Genomic DNA, 16,156 nt, shown 5'->3' on the forward strand with positions numbered 1-16,156 from the left:
CGCACGACGCCGCAGCTCAGCGGGGTAAGGGGAGGGACGTGCCATGACTCAATCCTCTCAGAGAATCGAGTCTCCATTCGAACCGGTGCGGTTCAGTGTCTGGTCTGGATCCCTCAGGACCGGTACTGCTCCAGAGTCTCCTTCCCCCGCGTGGACTTCATCGCCTGACTCCAGGAAATCAGCTGGTCGAGCAGGGTCGCGAGTGGCTGGTCATGGTGAGACGAAGGCTTGAAGGCGGAGAAGTTCTCGAAGTCGGTGAACAGCGACAGCGCCACCTGGCTGCGGACGGTCGCGATCTGCAGCTCGGACATGACCAGGCGCAGATGTTCGACCGCGCGGGTACCGCCAGCGCTGCCGTAGCCGACGAACCCGGCAGCCTTGTTGTTCCACTCGGCGTACACGTAGTCCAGGGCATTCTTGAGCGCCCCCGAGGTGCCATGGTTGTACTCCGGAGTGACGAACACATACCCGTCGAACTCGGCAACCTTCGCGGCCCACCGCTGGGTGTGTTCCTTGCTGTACTGACCCATCGAGGGTGGCACCGGCTCGTCGAGCAACGGCAGGTTGTAGTCCGCGATGTCGACCAGCTCGAACTGGGCGTCAGTACGTTTGGCAGCTGCGTCGTAGACCCACCGGCCGACCGCCTCCCCGTTGCGGCCGGGTCGGGTGCTTCCCAGAACAATCGCAATCTTGGTCACCCTGTGCTCCATCTCTGTGCAGGTCACCGACGCACCGGACCAGCGAGCCCACAAGACCTAATACACAAAGCAACCTAACAGTCACGCTCGGTTTTCGCCGGGAGGGGTCCGTCCTGCGGGGCAGGAGCCGACGGGGCACTTGAGCAGACCGTCCGGTGGGCGCGGGACTCGGTTTTGGGGCTGGTGGTGTAGTTGCCGCAGGTGGCGGTGTGTCTGGGGTATCCTTTGGCCGCGGTCAGGTGTGAGGGTCTGATGGGCGTAGCGGTGGGAGTGGGATCAGCTCTGCTCGTCCGGGTGGGCGGGTGGGCGTTCTCCGGTGGGGGTGACGTGGGCGGGTGGGACTGGCGGGTCGGTGTCGAGGCTCATGTCCTGACCTGGGGGGGGCGCGCTGGCCGGGGTCAGGCCTGGCGCCAGGAGCGCAGTCTCTCGGCGATGTCGTACGAGTCCAGTTGCAGCCCCCGGATGTCGTAGATCAGTTCCCGCCAGAGCTCGAACTTCGTGTCGACGCGTTCTCCGGAGGCCTCGAGGTAGGCGATGGCGACGCCGTAGCCGTACATCTCGTTGCGGGCCGGGAGCGGGCGCAGCAGCACGCACTCCTCCAGCATGACCGCAGCCCGCCAGAAGGCGTCGGGATGGTGCTGATCGTGGCGGGGCGGGTCAACCCGGTGGCGCTGGGCCATGCCGACGAGCACAGAGAAGTCGTTGACGGTCAGGTCATCGCGGAGGATGTCGGCCTGGCGCTCAAGGAACCACCGGTAGTCGACATGCACGACGGGAGGCACAGATCAGGCCGCCCGCGAGGTGTTGTGCGAGGCGGGCGGCAGTCCGCCGAACTCGGCATCGAAAGCGTCCATGACACCGGGCGCGCTGATCGCACGACGGAAGGCGGCGGTGGCTGTCTGCAGGGCCCGCTCCTGCTCCTTTTCCCCGGCCACCTTGGCGAGGTAGGCCTTCACAGACAGGCCTTCGGCAGCGGCGAGGCCCTGCAGGGTGTCCCTGGTAGTGGTGTCGACCTTGACCGTGGTTTCAGGCATACCTGCAGTATCCGGCAAGGTATACGCGCCGCGCTACCTACTTGCCTTCCTTCGTATGCGCCGCATCGCCCGCTCGAGGCGGATGGCCGTGCGAGGAACAGCCCGGCCTTCCGTTCGAGGCGGGTGTGTGGGTCTCCGTCCCGGCTCGGGGGAATCGCGGGACGGAGATCCACGCCTTCATCATGCCTGCTGGTCGGCAGCGTCGGCGCGGGCTACGCGCTATGGCGAGGTCTTCGGGCGGCCGCATCATTTTGGGGAGCAGCCCTGTTCGCCCCGAACGCGAGGCCGCTTCGCTCTTCGGCTGTCACAGGAATAGTCAATCGACCGGGCTCGCCACTCGGATGCGTGACCGCTTGATTACACCGTGTGTGGGGCCACACCGCGGCCGCGTCTTTCTAGAGCGGCTGGGTGCGCAGCCGGGGCAGGATGGCGTCCCGCTTGGTGCAACACCGTGACTCTGTTGGCGATCTTGTGAGGGGTGCTGACGCGACGTCTGTTCTGCGGTTCGCTGGGGTGAGGCGGGGTGGTGTCTCGGGGAGGGGCCCGGGGATGTCGTTGCGGCCGAGGAGTTCTCAGCGGATTCCGACGCGGACGGTGCTGACAGCGTGGGCGGCGTGTCCGAAGGGGGCGCCGGCGATGATGATGCGGGACCGGTTGGACGTGGTGTTCGAGGACGAGGACTTCGCGGACGTGTACCCGCGTGATGGGCGCCCTGGTCTGTCGCCTGGGCAGTTGGCGCTGGTCAGCGTGTTGCAGTTCGCGGAGAACCTGTCCGACCGCGCTGCCGCGCATGCGGTCCGCACTCGGATCGACTGGAAATACGCCCTCGGCATGGAGTTGGACGATCCCGGGTTCGATCACTCGGTGCTGTGCGAGTTCCGGGCCCGGCTGACCGAGGGCGATGCGGCCGACCGGCTGCTGCAGGTGATGCTGAACCGGCTGGTCGAAGCCGGGCTGCTCAAGGCCGGAGGCCGCCAGCGCACCGATGCCACACACACGTGCTGCGGGCTGCACTCGAGCAACTTGCCCAAGCAGCCCCGGACTGGCTGCTGCCGCTGGTGGAGCCGGAGTGGGACAAGCGTTACGGGCGCAAGGTCGAGATCGGCAAGGTCCCTGGTGGGAAGGCCGGAGTCACCGCCCTGTCGAGGCTTTCGGCCGGGACGGATGCAAAGTCCTGGCCGCCGCCTGGGCGCCCGACGCCCCACCCCGGCTGCGCGCGTTGCCGCAGGTGGAGATCCTGCGCCGGGTGTGGGTGCACCACTACTACTGGGATGCACGCGGACGCCTGCGCTGGCGCGACGGCCATGCTCTGCCTCCGGCGTCGCTGCGGTTCGACTCCCCGTACGACACCGACGCGCACTACTGCGTCAAGCGGGACACCGCATGGTCCGGCTACCGCACCCATTTCACGGAAACGTGCACGTCAGACCTGCCGGAGGTGGTGGTGCACGTGGCCACGACGATCGCCCCGGTCCAGGACGGCGAGCTCACCGGCCAGATCCACGACGACCTCGCCGCGTCCGGCCTGGCTCCGGGCGAGCACGTGGTCGATGCCGCCTACGTGACCGCGCAGCGGATCGAACGCGCCCAGTGCGTCCACCAGATCACGCTGCTCGGCCCGGTCGCTCCCGACCCCAGCCACCAGACCAAAGCACGAAACGGGTTCGACAAGGCCTCCTTCACCGTCGACTGGGACGGTCACCAGGTCGTCTGCCCCCGCGGGCAGACCAGCCGGACCTGGAAGCCGCTACGGATCTCCGGCCACGACTACGTCCAGGTCCGCTTCGGCGAGGCCGCATGCCGGGCCTGCACGGACCGGGCCCGGTGCACCAACTCCGAAGTCCGTCCGCGCTCGCTCGCCCTGCTGCCCACCCGCGAACTGCACGAGATCCAGCAGGCCAACCGCCTCGACCAACGGACCCGCCAGTGGCAGAACCGCTACGCGATCCGGGCCGGCATCGAGGCCACCCTCTCCCAGAACATCCGCACCAGTGGCCTCCGCAGAACCCGCTACCGGGGCCTGCGCAAGACCCCCGTCCAGCACGTCCTGACCGCTCTGGCCTGCAACGTCACCCGGATCACCGACTGGATCGCCAGTCCGCCCCGAAAGCAGCGAGCACCCACCCACTTCCACGCCCTCTGCACCGCCACCAACTGACCCTCACAAGATCGCCAACAGAGTCACACCGTTGCCTTTGGCGGGAGATGCTTATGTCAAGGGACCCATCCATCTGGGATCACTTCGGTGTGGAGGGTGTACTTCTGGGCCTTCCGGGGGTGCCGTGTCCGGTTGAAGGGGTACTTGCCGTCGGCACCGGTTTGGGCCGCCCCGCAACATGAGACCCACCCGCGCTGCGAAGAACCCTCCACATTCCCGAGCTCGACACCGCATCGATACCTGGACCTATTACGACGTAATAGGCGTGCAGTCGACCCTGACCTCTCGTGCGTTAGGACCCGACGGGCTCACGTTCGCCGGCACTCGGTCCACGCGGCGATGCCAACGTCCACCCGACGGTACGAGGGCCGCTCGCCCACCACGCGGCCGTCGTTCGGGCTGGCATCCGGCGCCGAAGGGCGCACGTCAGCGGACAGCCAGGACCTTCACCGCGCCGTGGCCGGGTTTCACCGAGCGAACGAGGATGTCGAAGAAATACCCGCCCTCGGGGCGCGGACGCAGGGTGAACGTCCTTCCCGGAGCGATCGTGGTGGGAGGCGCAAAGCGTCGGTCCCCCTCGCGCACGCCGCTCACCACGGTGACCGCCATCGGTATCCAACCCACATTGCGCAAGATCACAGCGGCGGTGCGCGGGCATCTGATGCGTTGGCCCGCGGTGCAGTTGTAGCGGATGTCTCCGAACGCGGTCGTCCCGCAGGAGACTTCGTAGCGGCGGTCCGTGAGCGATGTGCATACGGAGCCGGCCTCGATGGCCACGGGCACGTCCTGGCGAGGCCGTTGGTTCCCGGAGGAGTGCGACGCGGACGCCGCGAAGACGGCCGCGGCCCCCAGCACGGTGACCGTGGCCCCGAGCGCCATTCTTCTCGTCAGGTGCGGACCGCTGTTCCCCCGGGCACGCGAAACCAGTCCCATCAGCTTTCGCGAGTACCGCTCGAGTCGTACCGATGGCAAGAACACAGGTTGCTCGACGCTCTTCACAGTAGATTTGGCCGGTTGCTTTCATGACCTTGGCGGCCTGCATCGCGCCGGTAGGGTGAGGCTCCGGCTCCCGGCGCCCGGCACCATCCCAGAAGGGCCGCGAGTGCGGACGGTCGTCGGGGCCACGGAGACGGTGTTCCCTGCGTCCAAGGTTCGTGGAGGCGGTCCGCACACCCGCCCCGGCAACCTTAGCCTCCGCGCCGCCCGTTCCGCTCTCGCCGGCGCCATGCGGCCCTCTCGGGCACTCTGGCGGGACCCAACGGGCACCTTGCGCGCGTCGGCAGGCCGTGATCAGGACTCCCCAGGGCCGTTCTCCGACATCGCGTGCACGACTGGAAAGGCGCCCAAGCGTCCTTGCTCGATAGAGCAACGGCTTCTCACAGCCACCTCACATCACCCGATCCAGTGGCCACTCTGAAAAGCGCTCAGTGACACACCAGTCGCTGCCGCAGACGCCATTCGACCGCCTTGGATCATGGCTGAATAGCCCCCAATGAGCGTCTCTGCCTCAACGGGCATCCGATCTGCCCGCTAGACGTTCTCGGTACGTCATAGCGCCTTATCGCGGGGTTCCATAGGCACGCCGAACGCCATGCCTCTGACTGATATCCGGGATGCGAACGACGCGATTTTCGGCGTCCCAGTGTGGCTGAAGCAGATCGATGCCTAAATAATTCCGACCGGTTCGTCTACGCTCTGCATGCCCCCACCCCCCAAACGGGGGTTCGATGTGTCGTGAAAGGTTTCGCTTCTCGTGGCTGGCACCAGTGTCTGCAGGGTCGTCAGGTCGGGACCTCTGTGGTGAGCCGACCGGTAAGGAAGCCAGGACGCGACCCCGGTGCGAGCGCCGCCGTCGCCGGATGGGCCGTCACCCTGCTGGCCACCGCCGGTGTGGTGTGGTCCGTCGTCGCCGCTGACGCCGAGTGGCACCGGGCCCTCGCGGGAGCCTGTGCCGCGGCCGTCGTCCTGCTCATCGCCCGCGTACTGATCCTCACCCGGCGGCTGTCCGCCGAACGCGCGCACCGTGCCCGAGAGGCCGGGGTCGCCACCGCCCGGGGCACCGAGGTGGCGCATTTGGCCGCGGTACGCGTCCCGGCCATCGCCGAGCGACTGCGCACCGGACAGCGACTGGAGGGTGTGCCGGGGCCGGTGGCGTCGCCGGAGGAGACCGGCGAGGAGTTCGCCCGGGCGCTGGATTCGGTCGTCATGGCGCTCGGCTCGGACGCGGCCGTGCACCGCGAGCGTGCCCTGCGCGACTCGGTGCAGGCCGCCTTCGAATCCGTCGCGCGCACCATGCACGTGATGGCGACCGTACAGCAGCAGGTCCTGGACGAGGTGGAGCGCTCCATCGAAGACCCCCGCCTGATGTCGGACGTGATGAAGGCCGACCACGCGGCTTCCCAGATGACCCGCAAGGCGCAGACACTTCTGGTGATGTGCGGAATCTGGCCCGCCCGTCGGGAGACCCGACCGGTCTCGCTCTACGACTGCGTACGGGGTGCCCAGTCCCGGATCGTGGAGTTCGGGCGGATCGAGGTGCACGGCGGACAGACCCTTTACGCGGTGCCCTCGGCAGTGGAGGGGCTGATGCACTCCGTCGCTGAACTACTTGAGAACGCCACGGTGTTCTCACCGTCCAGCTCCCCCGTCGTCGTCAACGTGCGGGAGGTGGGCGCCGGTGCAGTCATCGAGATCGACGACGCCGGGCTCGGGATGCCGTCGGACGTCCTGCACCAGGCCCTCGGGCAGCTCCGCGACAACCTGGACCTGACCCGCCTGGGTGCGGTGCCCCGGCTCGGCCTGGCGTGTGTCGGGCGCTGGAGCCGGGAACTGGGCTTCAACGTGGAGCTGGGCGGAGCTTCGGCGTACGGCGGCACACGGGCGGTGATGTTCGTGCCGTTCCGGCTGCTGACCGAACCGCAGTCGAAACCCGCCGCACACCGCCGCCCGGCGGTCGAACCGGCCGAGCACGTCGGGCCCGTCGTGCCCCTGGCAAGCGAGCACGACGACGCCCCCATACCGGCCGGGCACACCGACGACGCCCCCGAGCCGGCCGGCGCACCCGCCCCGACGACGGCCGGTCTGCCCCGGCGGCGCAGCCGGCGCGGTGCCGCCAAGGCCGCGACCGCCACACGGAACTCGGCACCCGACCCGCCGCCCGATGCCGCGCCCGCCGAACCCTGGACGCCGGAGGCGGCACGCGCCTCGATCACCAGTGTGGTGTCCGGGACGCTGCGCGGCCGTGCGGCCGTCGAAACGGACGGCGGCACCGAACCGGCACCGCCCCCGCACAGCGGACAGTCCCTGCCCAGCATCCCGCACGAGCACGCCGGAGGCCGACCGTGACCGGAACCATCACTCGACTCCCCGATCTGGGGTGGATGCTCCGCCCACTCACCGAGATTCCCGGTGTCCGGCACGCCGTGGTGGTGTCCGAGGACGGGTTGCGTCTCGGTCACGCCTCCGCCGAGAACCTCTCGGGTCCGGTGCCCAGCCTGAGCGTCGCCGACGCGGAGTCCCTCTCGGCGGCCTGCGCAGCGATGACCATGACGGGCCGGTCCACCAGCGCGCTGCTGTTCGGGCGGGGTGCCGGGGCACGCCAGCTGATGCTGGAGACCGACCAAGGGTTTGTGCTGTTCACCCATGCCGGGGTGGGCGCGGACCTGGGGGTCGCCACCGATCTGAACGCTGACGTGGGCCTGGTGGCCCAGCAGATGCAGTTGCTGGTGGCGAAGATCGGCGCGCATCTGAGCAGCCTGCCCCGGGACGCGACCGCCGCGACGTCATGACGGAGCGGCCTGAGGTACCGAGGGCCTCGGCGATCCGCCCGTATGTCATCACACGCGGCCGCGCGGAGTGCGAGGGCGAACCGCTGGCCTGGGAATCCCTGGTAATGACGGCGGAAGCAGCGTTCCCCGCCGCCCTCCAGCCGGAGCACCGCGCCATCCTGGCGCACTGCGAGGGGCTCATCTCGGTCGCGGAGGTGGCCGCTCACCTCGGCCAGCCGCCGTCGGTCGCGCAGGTGCTGCTCTCCGATCTCTTCCGGTGGGGACTGATCGTGACCCGCCCGCCCATCCCACCGGCCGAACGCGCCGATTTGACCATACTCAGAAAGGTCCTCAGTGGTCTCGAAAGCTGCCTCTGACACCCTGGCCGAGGCCGTTCCGCCGCCCGCCGGGGCCAGCGGGAAGTACCTCGACTCGAACGTGTCGGGCGCGGCGAAGATCCTGGTCGTCGGACCGCTGGGAGTGGGCAAGACGACGCTGATCGACACGGTGTCGGAGATCGAACCGCTCTCCACCGAGGCGCCGATGACCCAGGCGGGCGTCCGGGTGGACCCGGACGTGGACAGCGGCAAGAAGACCACCACGGTCGCCCTGGACTTCGGCCGGCTGACCGTCGACGGCGACCTGGTCCTGTATCTGTTCGGTACGCCGGGCCAGCAGCGGTTCCTGTCGGCCTGGCAGGACCTGGCCAAAGGGGCGCTCGGCGCGCTTGCACTGGTGGACGCCCGGGACCTGACGGCGTCTTTCGACGCGCTGGGCAATCTGGAGGACCTGGACCTACCCTTCGCGGTCGCCGTCAACGTCTTCCCATGCGGCCCTCGATACGAGGCCGACGACATCCGTACGGCCCTCGATCTGCTGCCCGACACCCCGCTGGTGACCTGCGACGCACGGGACCGGGCTTCGTCGATCCGGGCGTTGATCACCCTGGTCCGCCACCTCATCCACGTCGCCACGGAGTCCTCATGAGCACGCCGCATCCCACGGCCGGGCCGGCCGTCAGCTGCCCTGTGACCGGTGCCCCCGGCACGGCGACCGCCCTGTACGGGCCCGGCCTCGACGGCAACACGATGCCCGCGCTGTACGAGGAACTGCGCACCACACACGGCCCGGTGGCACCGGTGTCCGTCGCTCCCAGCATCGACGCCTGGCTGGTCCTGGGCCACCGCGAACTGCTCCAGCTCACCCGCGAGGAACAAAACTTCTCACACGACCCGCGCCAGTGGAGCCAGCTGCGCGAAGGCCGGGTGCCGGCCAACTCGCCAATCCTGCCGATAGTCGGCTGGCGCCCCGCGCTTCTCTTCGCGGACGGGCAGCAACACCGCAGGATGCGCAACGCCGTCTCCGACGCGCTGGCCGGGATCAACGGACACGAGCTGCGCCGCATCGTCCGGGCCACCGCCGAGGCGCTGATCGCCGGATTCGCGGCGAACGGCGAGGCCGATCTCGTCGCCGCGTACGCGCGTACGCTGCCGATGCGGGTGATCGCCGAGCTGCTCGGGCTGGACGACCGGACCAGCCGGGAACTGGTGGAGGCGGTGGCGGGCCTCGTGTCCGCCACCAGCGGGGCGGTGGACGCCAGCCGCAGGATGGGCGCCATTCTGCAGGGGCTGATCGTGGAGAAGCGCCGGGTGAAGGGCGACGACATCGTCTCGGCGCTGCTGTACCACCCGGCGCGGCTCACCGATGAGGAGGTGCTGCACAACCTGGTGGTGATGTTCGTCGCAGGCAACCAGACCACGGTGAACTGGATCGCCACGGCGCTGCGCATCCTGCTCTGCGACCCTGCGCTGCGCTCCTCGCTGAGCGGCGGCCACCTCAGCGTGGACGACGCGCTCGACCTGGTCCTGTGGCGCTTCCCGCCCACCCAGAACTTCCCGGCCCGCTACGCCACCCGCGACATGAGGTTCGGCGGCCAGGACATTCGGGCGGGCGACATGCTGATCCTGGGGCTGGCCGCGGCCAACGCGGATCCGGAGGTCCTGCCGGCCGACGGCACTCCGGTGGTCGGCAACCGCTCCCATGTGGCGTTCGGCGCGGGCCCGCACACCTGTCCCGCCCAGGACCCGGCCCGGCTGATCACCCGGACCGCGGTCGACACGATCCGCCACCGCCTGCCCGACCTGGAACTGGCAGTCTCAGAGAGCGAATTGGAGTGGATCAAGTCGCCCTGGAGCAAGGGACTGGGCACGCTGCCCGTGCGCTTCACCTCGCCGCAGTGGTCGCAGGGCTTGGTACCCCCTCAGGTGGACGAGGCACCCGCCCCCGCGTGGCTGCACCGGAACGCGGTTCAGCCACAGGCCCGGCCGCACTGACCCGTTCGGAGTCCGCTCTTCTTCGGCTTGTCTCTCCTCCCCTCCGCAGACCTGGAGTCCTGTTGAACGCGTCACCGGTGAACTCCGCGGGCGACCGTCCGCATCGCCTGGACCCGGGGGGAGGTTGCCCGCACGCGGCCAACGCCCGCCTGCTGGCCCGGGGGACGGTCACCCCGGTGGTCCTCCCCGGCGAGGTGCAGGGAGTGGTGGTGCTGGGCCACGACGCGCTGAAGGAGTTCCTCGTACACCCCGACGTCGCCAAACACCCAGGGCACTTCACGGCGCTCCAAGCCGGGGAGATAGCCGATGGCTGGCCGCTGAAGACGTTCGCCACGGTGCAGGGGATGACGACCGCGGACGGCGCCGACCACCGGCGGCTGCGGTCGCTGACGAGCAAGGCGTTCACGGGCCGCCGGGTCGAGGAACTGCGTCCGTACGTAGTGGAGCTGACGTCTCGTCTGCTGGACGGCCTGGAGGCGGCCGCCACCGAGGACGGCGTCGTCGACCTGCGCACCCACTTCGCGCTGCCGCTGCCGATGGGCGTCATCTGCGAACTGCTGGGCGTGGACGAGTCCCACCACGACCGGCTGCACCACCTTTCCAACCAGATCGTGGCCACGAACATCAGTCCGGCCGAGGCGATGGCGGCCAACCAGGAGATGGCGAAGGTGCTGAGCGCGGTCGCGGCTGCTCGGACGGCCAATCCGGGGGACGACCTCACCAGCGCGATGATCGCTGCCCGTGAGGAGAGCGGCGACCGCTTCAGTCCGCATGAGCTGATCGGTACGCTGATGCTGACCGTCATCGCGGGGCACGAGACGACGCTGAACCTGATCACGAACGCCGTACGCGCGCTGTGTACCCATCGAGACCAGCTCGAACTGGTCCTCTCCGGCGGGGCGAGCTGGGCGGACGTGGTGGAGGAGACCCTGCGCTGGGACAGTCCGGTCAGCTACTTCCCGTTCCGCTACCCGACCCGCGATCTGCGCCTGGACGGCACCGTGATCCCCCAAGGCACCCCGGTCCTCGCGGGGTACTCGGCGGCCGGCCGCGACACCCGGGCCCACGGCCCGGACGCGGAACACTTCGACATCACCCGCACCGGCAAGTCCCGCCATCTCTCCCTGGGACACGGCGCGCACTACTGCATGGGCGCACCACTGGCGCGTCTGGAGAGCACCACGGCCCTGGAACAGCTCTTCACCCGATTCCCGGCCCTGGACCTCGCGATCCCGGAGCCGGAACTGCCGCGCCATCCCTCGTTCGTAGGGAACGGCGTGCAGAAGTTGCCGGTGCGGCTGCAGGGGTGAGGGAGCACCGCTTCCGGCCCGCAGGATTCGGCATGCCGCCCAGCATGGCCGTCAGGTCGCCCCTACTGAGCCTCCGGCACCTTGATTTCGGCTGGTCACGGGCCCTGGCGTGATGGTGGGTGGGGTTGTTCGGCCTGGTGGTGGGGCGGTGTCCACCATGAGGCAGATCCCCGGGAGTGGACACCGGGTTTCATGCGACGAGTGACAGCATATTGCCAGCCTCGAAGAGACGCCCGAGCCCTGACCGGAACCGGCTGCGGAATCGTTCAGGCCGCGAAACCGACGTTGGTCACGTACTCGTACTGCCCCACTTGGAACCGAGGCCGATGACCTGTTCCACCCACGCGTCGCCCAGCTCCTGGTCCGCGCTGGCCACCCATAACTCACCAGCAGAAGCAGTACGTTCCTTCAGCGGATCCGGCACGAAACCTTCAGCATGTCCCTCACACTCACAGCACGCTCCAGTTCAACCAGCAACTCGCCCAACTGAAAAACTCGCGACGAAAACCAATGAAAACCAAATGCCGCACATCAGCCAGTGGCTCCAAACCTGATAACCACAGGCACGCCCAGTTGCGGGAGAAGTAACGCACCACTTCTCCCGCAACCAACCCGACCGGTTTCTATCACACCCTGCGTGCATGTTTCTGACGACAGAACAGCCATCGTCGTCAAAATCGAACGACTCAGCGGTCAGTCAGAAACCGAAGAGCCCTCTTCATCGAACCTGCCGACCGCCTTCCAATTCTTCCTGGACCAGAACGCGATCCCCGGTCAGAGTACTGAAGAACCCTAGACAGCTGAGCCCGAGCATGCAAGATCCCCGACTGAGTCAATCCATGTTACCGGCATTAAATCCTAGTACCGATGGAAGATGTACGGATACCAGCTATCACTGCTCGGCGAGACATAAAAATAGTCACTGGCTTTATAGTTGCCCGCATCGTCATACCAGTTGACTTGCATATCACCCTTCCACCACCACGACTCGACGTCGTAAGCATTCATGCACCACTCCTCCGGATTACCGTTGGCCTGGTACAACTTGAACGGCTGGATGAGATACTCGTCGTTCTGGTTATGACCGATGAGAACTGCGGATCTGTAATAATAGGTCCTTGCCGCGCATACACTGACCTGCTGGCCGTTCGTGGGACCGTTGGCCGAAGCACTGCCAGCTCCGGTCAACATGCCAACAATGGCGAGCACAGAGGCTGCTGCACTCAGCATAAATTTCCGCTGCAACGTCATAGAATACTTGACTCCTTCACAACAGCTACGCCTGGTCAGATCGTTACGGCTGACCACCTTCGGAGTCAAGTCGGGAACTAAGGAAAAGCCGTTCATACAGAAGCGCTGCCCGAGAATGCAGTTGATCCGTATTCCAGGTTTAGAGGTTGTCCCGTAGGGCGTGTCCAGGGATGAGATGATCTTGGTCTGGGTGGGGTCATCACGGCGTCGGAGCCGGGCTGGATCGGACTGTTCTCGGGGCTGAGTGAGCGGCAGTTCCGCAAGCTCGTCAGTGTCGTGCGGCGCCGAGGCGGCGGGGCACCTACCGGCGGGCGGGAGTGGGCACTGCCGCTCGAGGACCGGATCCTGCTGGTGGCCGCCTACTGGCGCACCGACTTGACGATGCGGCAGATCGGTCCGCTGTTCGGGGTCTCGAAGTCGGCCGCGGACCGGGTCATCGACCACATCGCGCCCTACCTCGCACTCGCCCCTGTCCGCCGCCGGCATCCGGTGGGCACCGTGCTGATCGTGGACGGAACGCTCGTCCCGACGCGGGATCGCGCCGTGGCGACGTCAAGCAAGAACTACCGCTACTCCACCAACCATCAGGTGGTCATCGATGCCAACAGCCGTCTCGTCGTTGCCGTCGGACGCCCGGTCGTGGGCAGTCGGCACGACTCGAAGGCATACGCCGAGTCCGGGGCGGACCGGGCCGCCCAGAACGCCCCGGTCATCGCCGACGGCGGCTACCTCGGCACCGGTCTCCTGATTCCACACCGCCGCCCGGCGGGCGGTGAACTCACCGACGAGCAGGAGACCGACAACAAGGTCCATCGCAAGGCCCGGGCCCGCGTCGAGCACGTCTTTTCCCGGATGAAGAACTGGAAAATCCTCCGGGACTGCCGTCTCAAGGGCGACGGCGTGCACCAGGCCATGCTCGGTATCGCCCGCCTCCACAACCTCGCCCTCGCCGGATAGGTCAGGCGAGAAGCACAGACCGCGACCCCACCCACAACAATTCCAAGATCGCTTACGGGACAACCTCTAGCCTCGATCTTGCATGACGGTCCGCCGACGGAGTCGGTGGACCGTTTCGCTTTCTGTGGCTGATGGTGGGCCTGCCGACGGCCCGAATGTCGCGTCGGGTGGGCGCCGGGTTCCACTGCTCCGGGCTGGGCCTCTTTTCGTAGGGATAGGTAAATCCACTGGTCAACCGGGGTTCGGCAGGAGGGCGAGCCGTTCGAGAGCGGCTGTGCTCTCCTGGGTCCAGGGCCAATGGCGGGCGAGACGGAGGATCCTGCGGCGGCCGGTGGTGACCAGCTGGACGGCCGCGGAGAGCAGGCGGAACCGCAGGCGGCGGGGTTCCCAGAGCCGGGCCTTGCCGGTGAGGGCGAGCATGGGCACCCAGGCCAGCAGGTCGAGGGCGATCTGGACGATCTCGAGCCAGACCTTGTTCTGGGCTGTGGTGTGCAGGGGCAGGTTGCGCAGGCCGGTGGCCCGGGCGGTCCTGATGCGGTCCTCCGCGCGGGCCCGCAGGCGGTGGCGGAGTTCGAGGGCGGCGATCGGCCGGTCGGGGGTGTTGGTCGCGAAGCAGGTGATCCGCATGCCGTGCGCGTCCGTGATTCTCAACTGGGCGCTGGGATGGGGCCGTTCCTTGCGGACGATCAGCCGCATGCCCTTCGGCCAGCCGGCAAGGACGTCACCGGTGAGCTCGGCAACCCATGCGCCGTCCCGGATGTCGTTGTTCACCTCGACGGCCGGGGTCCAGGCGGACGCCGGGACCTTCAGCACGTGCTGGTGGATCGCTTCGGTGACCGTCATGCCGACCGAGTAGGACAGCCATCGTCCTCGTTTCGCGAGCCAGGCCACGAAGTCGTGGGTGCCGCCGGCGGAGTCCGTGCGGATCAGGGTCCGCCGCCCTCGCCGGTACTTCTTCGGCAGTTGGGCGAGGGCGAGTTGGGTGGTGGTGATGTGGTCGGCGGCCGTGTTCGAGCCCGCGTTTCCCGGTCTGAGGAGGGCGGCGACGGGCTCACCGGTTCCGCCCGGTCCGTGGTCGACGAAGGCCGTCAGTGGGTGATGGCCGTAGGTCTTCTTCCAGGTCGCGGCCGCATCCTCCTTGTCGGAGTGGGCGGTCACGAGGACGCCGTCGAGATCGATGACGACCTGGCCGTCGGCGTCCGGGGCGCTCTTTCCGGCCAACGACCAGACCCAGCAACGGACTTCGGACCGCGCGGACCGGATGGCCCGCAGGGCTTTCTCGCCAGAGGCGGCGAGGGTGTCGATCAGGCGGGAGACGGTCGGGTCGGAGGCGACCGGGCCGAAGACGGCCGGCTCGCACCGCAGCATCGCGACGTCCGCGAGGCAGTCCCCGCCCAGTGCGACCGCCAGGGCGACGTCCAGGAGCACCTTGCCGGGATCGTGGACGGCGCGCGGCTTGCGCCACGGAGCCAGAGCCTGGGATATGGCCTGGTCAAGACCGGTCTTGCGGACCGTTTCGACGAGCAGGACCGACCCGGCCTGGGAGACGACCTGACGGCCGTCGTCCTGGACGCGGACACGGGGATAGGACCCGATAGAGTGCTTCACCTGGGAAGTGCCTCCGGCGGTGGCAGGAACAAGGACCTCGACAATCCTCATTCTTGCTGGTCAGAGGCACTTTCTGCTTTCCTGACCGCCTTCCGGACAGCCCGCTTCATGAAAGCGCGAGGTTAATCCGGGGTGGTGCCCGGCCTGGGAGATCGGGTGGCAGCGGTAGTACAGGCTGACCCTCGCCCATGTGAAGGCGGGCGGCGTCCTTCCCGCCGGGGCGGGTGAACTCATCGTCCAGGGCGAGGACCTGGGCGTGTGGATCGCCGGGCAGCGGACCGGGTGGGACAACCTGATGCCCGCGCAGCAGTGGCTCCTGGAGAGCGTCGGGATCGAGCCCCAGGCAGAGGGCGAGCCGGTGCCGGGCGCGCCCCGCTCGCAGGACGCCCGGTGGGCCGCCAACTCACCGCCGCCCGCCAGTTCCACGCGCGGGAAGGCCACCTGACCGTGCCCCGCAAGGCGGTGGAGATCGTGGACGGCATCGAGCACAAGCTGGGGGCATGGCTGGACAACACCCGCCGCAGAGCGGCCAAGCTCAGCCCGCAACGCCGCGCCGAACTCGACCAGTTGGGGATGCGCTGGTCCTAGATCGGCCGCACAGGGTGGCCCGCCACGGCGGGGGCGTAAGGCGGGCCACCCCTGACTCCACATGATCCCCAAAAGCAAGCTCATATTCAGGCAAATCAGAATTCGCGCAGTCAGAGTTGCCCTATCGGGCAGAACGGCCGCATTCGGATGGCCCGGACGGTCGGTCCGGGCCTTCGTCGTACCCGCAAGACGTACGAGGCGCCGGACCGGCCCGAAAGCCCGGCAGGCAATCGACTCGACAGATCAGTTCCGCAGTGGACTTGTACGGCTAACCCTCTGCCCGCCAGCGTGTCCTGCCCAACGCATTCCGGCCCTGCTGCTGTCCCGTACCCCACTCGGTGCACCAAGGGCTGAAAGACCCCTGACCCCAGTGTTTCGGTTGAGGCGATGAAGCGTCGTTGAGGGGCAACTGCCGGTCGGGCGTGGCAGGTCCGCTGCGCACGGGCCCGTGC

Annotated in this window: 16 protein-coding genes and 1 pseudogene; 11 read left to right on the forward strand and 6 right to left on the reverse strand. The window is 67.9% G+C overall.

The annotated features are described in order from the left end of the window. Positions 1 to 113: 113 nt before the first annotated feature. The 3 genes from ABT085_RS30945 to ABT085_RS30955 form a co-directional block, all read right to left on the reverse strand. A complete protein-coding gene (locus ABT085_RS30945) occupies positions 114 to 698 on the reverse strand; it encodes an NADPH-dependent FMN reductase (protein WP_351615190.1) in 585 nt (194 codons plus the stop codon). Positions 699 to 1,096: 398 nt separating this feature from the next. Beyond that, positions 1,097 to 1,468 (reverse strand): toxin Doc, encoded by a 372-nt coding sequence (locus ABT085_RS30950; RefSeq protein ID WP_502982839.1) that lies wholly within the window; start codon positions 1,466 to 1,468, stop codon positions 1,097 to 1,099. 15 nt (positions 1,469 to 1,483) lie between these two features. Then, on the reverse strand, positions 1,484 to 1,732 hold the full coding sequence (locus tag ABT085_RS30955) for an antitoxin MazE7 (RefSeq protein WP_351615196.1): 249 nt from the start codon (positions 1,730 to 1,732) through the stop codon (positions 1,484 to 1,486). A gap of 642 nt (positions 1,733 to 2,374) precedes the next feature. Between ABT085_RS30955 and ABT085_RS30960 the strand changes: the two are divergent. Next, positions 2,375 to 2,560, forward strand: a pseudogene (locus ABT085_RS30960) (transposase); the annotation flags it as partial. Between the two features lie 400 nt (positions 2,561 to 2,960). After that, the gene (locus tag ABT085_RS30965; RefSeq protein ID WP_351615199.1) at positions 2,961 to 3,890 is read left to right on the forward strand and encodes a transposase; all 930 of its coding nucleotides are present in this window, start codon (positions 2,961 to 2,963) and stop codon (positions 3,888 to 3,890) included. Positions 3,891 to 4,316: 426 nt separating this feature from the next. On the opposite strand, the gene ABT085_RS30970 is transcribed toward ABT085_RS30965, so the two are convergent. Continuing rightward, entirely contained in the window at positions 4,317 to 4,667 is a 351-nt protein-coding gene (locus ABT085_RS30970) for a hypothetical protein (protein WP_351615202.1), read from the reverse strand. A 1,023-nt stretch (positions 4,668 to 5,690) separates the two neighbouring features. Between ABT085_RS30970 and ABT085_RS30975 the strand changes: the two genes are divergently transcribed. From ABT085_RS30975 to ABT085_RS31000, 6 genes are all read left to right on the forward strand, one after another. Beyond that, the gene (locus ABT085_RS30975; protein WP_351615205.1) at positions 5,691 to 7,235 is read left to right on the forward strand and encodes an ATP-binding protein; all 1,545 of its coding nucleotides are present in this window, start codon (positions 5,691 to 5,693) and stop codon (positions 7,233 to 7,235) included. Next, positions 7,232 to 7,678: a roadblock/LC7 domain-containing protein gene (locus tag ABT085_RS30980; RefSeq protein ID WP_351615208.1), complete on the forward strand. Its 447-nt coding sequence runs from the start codon at positions 7,232 to 7,234 to the stop codon at positions 7,676 to 7,678. Before ABT085_RS30975 ends, ABT085_RS30980 begins: the two co-directional genes overlap by 4 nt. Continuing rightward, positions 7,675 to 8,034 (forward strand): DUF742 domain-containing protein, encoded by a 360-nt coding sequence (locus ABT085_RS30985; RefSeq protein ID WP_351615210.1) that lies wholly within the window; start codon positions 7,675 to 7,677, stop codon positions 8,032 to 8,034. Before ABT085_RS30980 ends, ABT085_RS30985 begins: the two co-directional genes overlap by 4 nt. A gap of 61 nt (positions 8,035 to 8,095) precedes the next feature. Next, positions 8,096 to 8,644: a GTP-binding protein gene (locus ABT085_RS30990; protein WP_351615229.1), complete on the forward strand. Its 549-nt coding sequence runs from the start codon at positions 8,096 to 8,098 to the stop codon at positions 8,642 to 8,644. Further along, entirely contained in the window at positions 8,641 to 9,990 is a 1,350-nt protein-coding gene (locus tag ABT085_RS30995) for a cytochrome P450 (protein ID WP_351615213.1), read from the forward strand. The genes ABT085_RS30990 and ABT085_RS30995 overlap by 4 nt, the downstream gene beginning before the upstream one ends. A gap of 62 nt (positions 9,991 to 10,052) precedes the next feature. Next, positions 10,053 to 11,300 (forward strand): cytochrome P450 family protein, encoded by a 1,248-nt coding sequence (locus tag ABT085_RS31000; protein WP_351615215.1) that lies wholly within the window; start codon positions 10,053 to 10,055, stop codon positions 11,298 to 11,300. 858 nt (positions 11,301 to 12,158) lie between these two features. Here ABT085_RS31000 and ABT085_RS31005 read toward each other — a convergent pair. Continuing rightward, the gene (locus ABT085_RS31005; protein ID WP_351615218.1) at positions 12,159 to 12,551 is read right to left on the reverse strand and encodes a hypothetical protein; all 393 of its coding nucleotides are present in this window, start codon (positions 12,549 to 12,551) and stop codon (positions 12,159 to 12,161) included. Positions 12,552 to 12,737: 186 nt separating this feature from the next. Between ABT085_RS31005 and ABT085_RS31010 the strand changes: the two genes are divergently transcribed. Next, the gene (locus ABT085_RS31010) at positions 12,738 to 13,508 is read left to right on the forward strand and encodes a transposase (protein WP_351615232.1); all 771 of its coding nucleotides are present in this window, start codon (positions 12,738 to 12,740) and stop codon (positions 13,506 to 13,508) included. Between the two features lie 231 nt (positions 13,509 to 13,739). On the opposite strand, the gene ABT085_RS31015 is transcribed toward ABT085_RS31010, so the two are convergent. Next, positions 13,740 to 15,116 (reverse strand): IS1380 family transposase, encoded by a 1,377-nt coding sequence (locus ABT085_RS31015; protein ID WP_351615221.1) that lies wholly within the window; start codon positions 15,114 to 15,116, stop codon positions 13,740 to 13,742. Between the two features lie 190 nt (positions 15,117 to 15,306). Between ABT085_RS31015 and ABT085_RS31020 the strand changes: the two genes are divergently transcribed. Together ABT085_RS31020 and ABT085_RS31025 are read left to right on the forward strand one after the other, a co-directional pair. Continuing rightward, positions 15,307 to 15,561, forward strand: a complete 255-nt coding sequence (locus tag ABT085_RS31020; RefSeq protein WP_351615224.1) for a hypothetical protein — start codon at positions 15,307 to 15,309, stop codon at positions 15,559 to 15,561. Positions 15,562 to 15,563: 2 nt separating this feature from the next. After that, complete coding sequence (locus tag ABT085_RS31025; RefSeq protein WP_351615227.1) at positions 15,564 to 15,704, forward strand: helicase associated domain-containing protein; 141 nt, start codon at positions 15,564 to 15,566, stop codon at positions 15,702 to 15,704. The last annotated feature ends 452 nt before the right edge of the window (positions 15,705 to 16,156 follow it).

It is taken from the genome of Streptomyces sp. NPDC002265 (genome assembly GCF_040296125.1).
Lineage (GTDB): Bacteria > Actinomycetota > Actinomycetes > Streptomycetales > Streptomycetaceae > Streptomyces.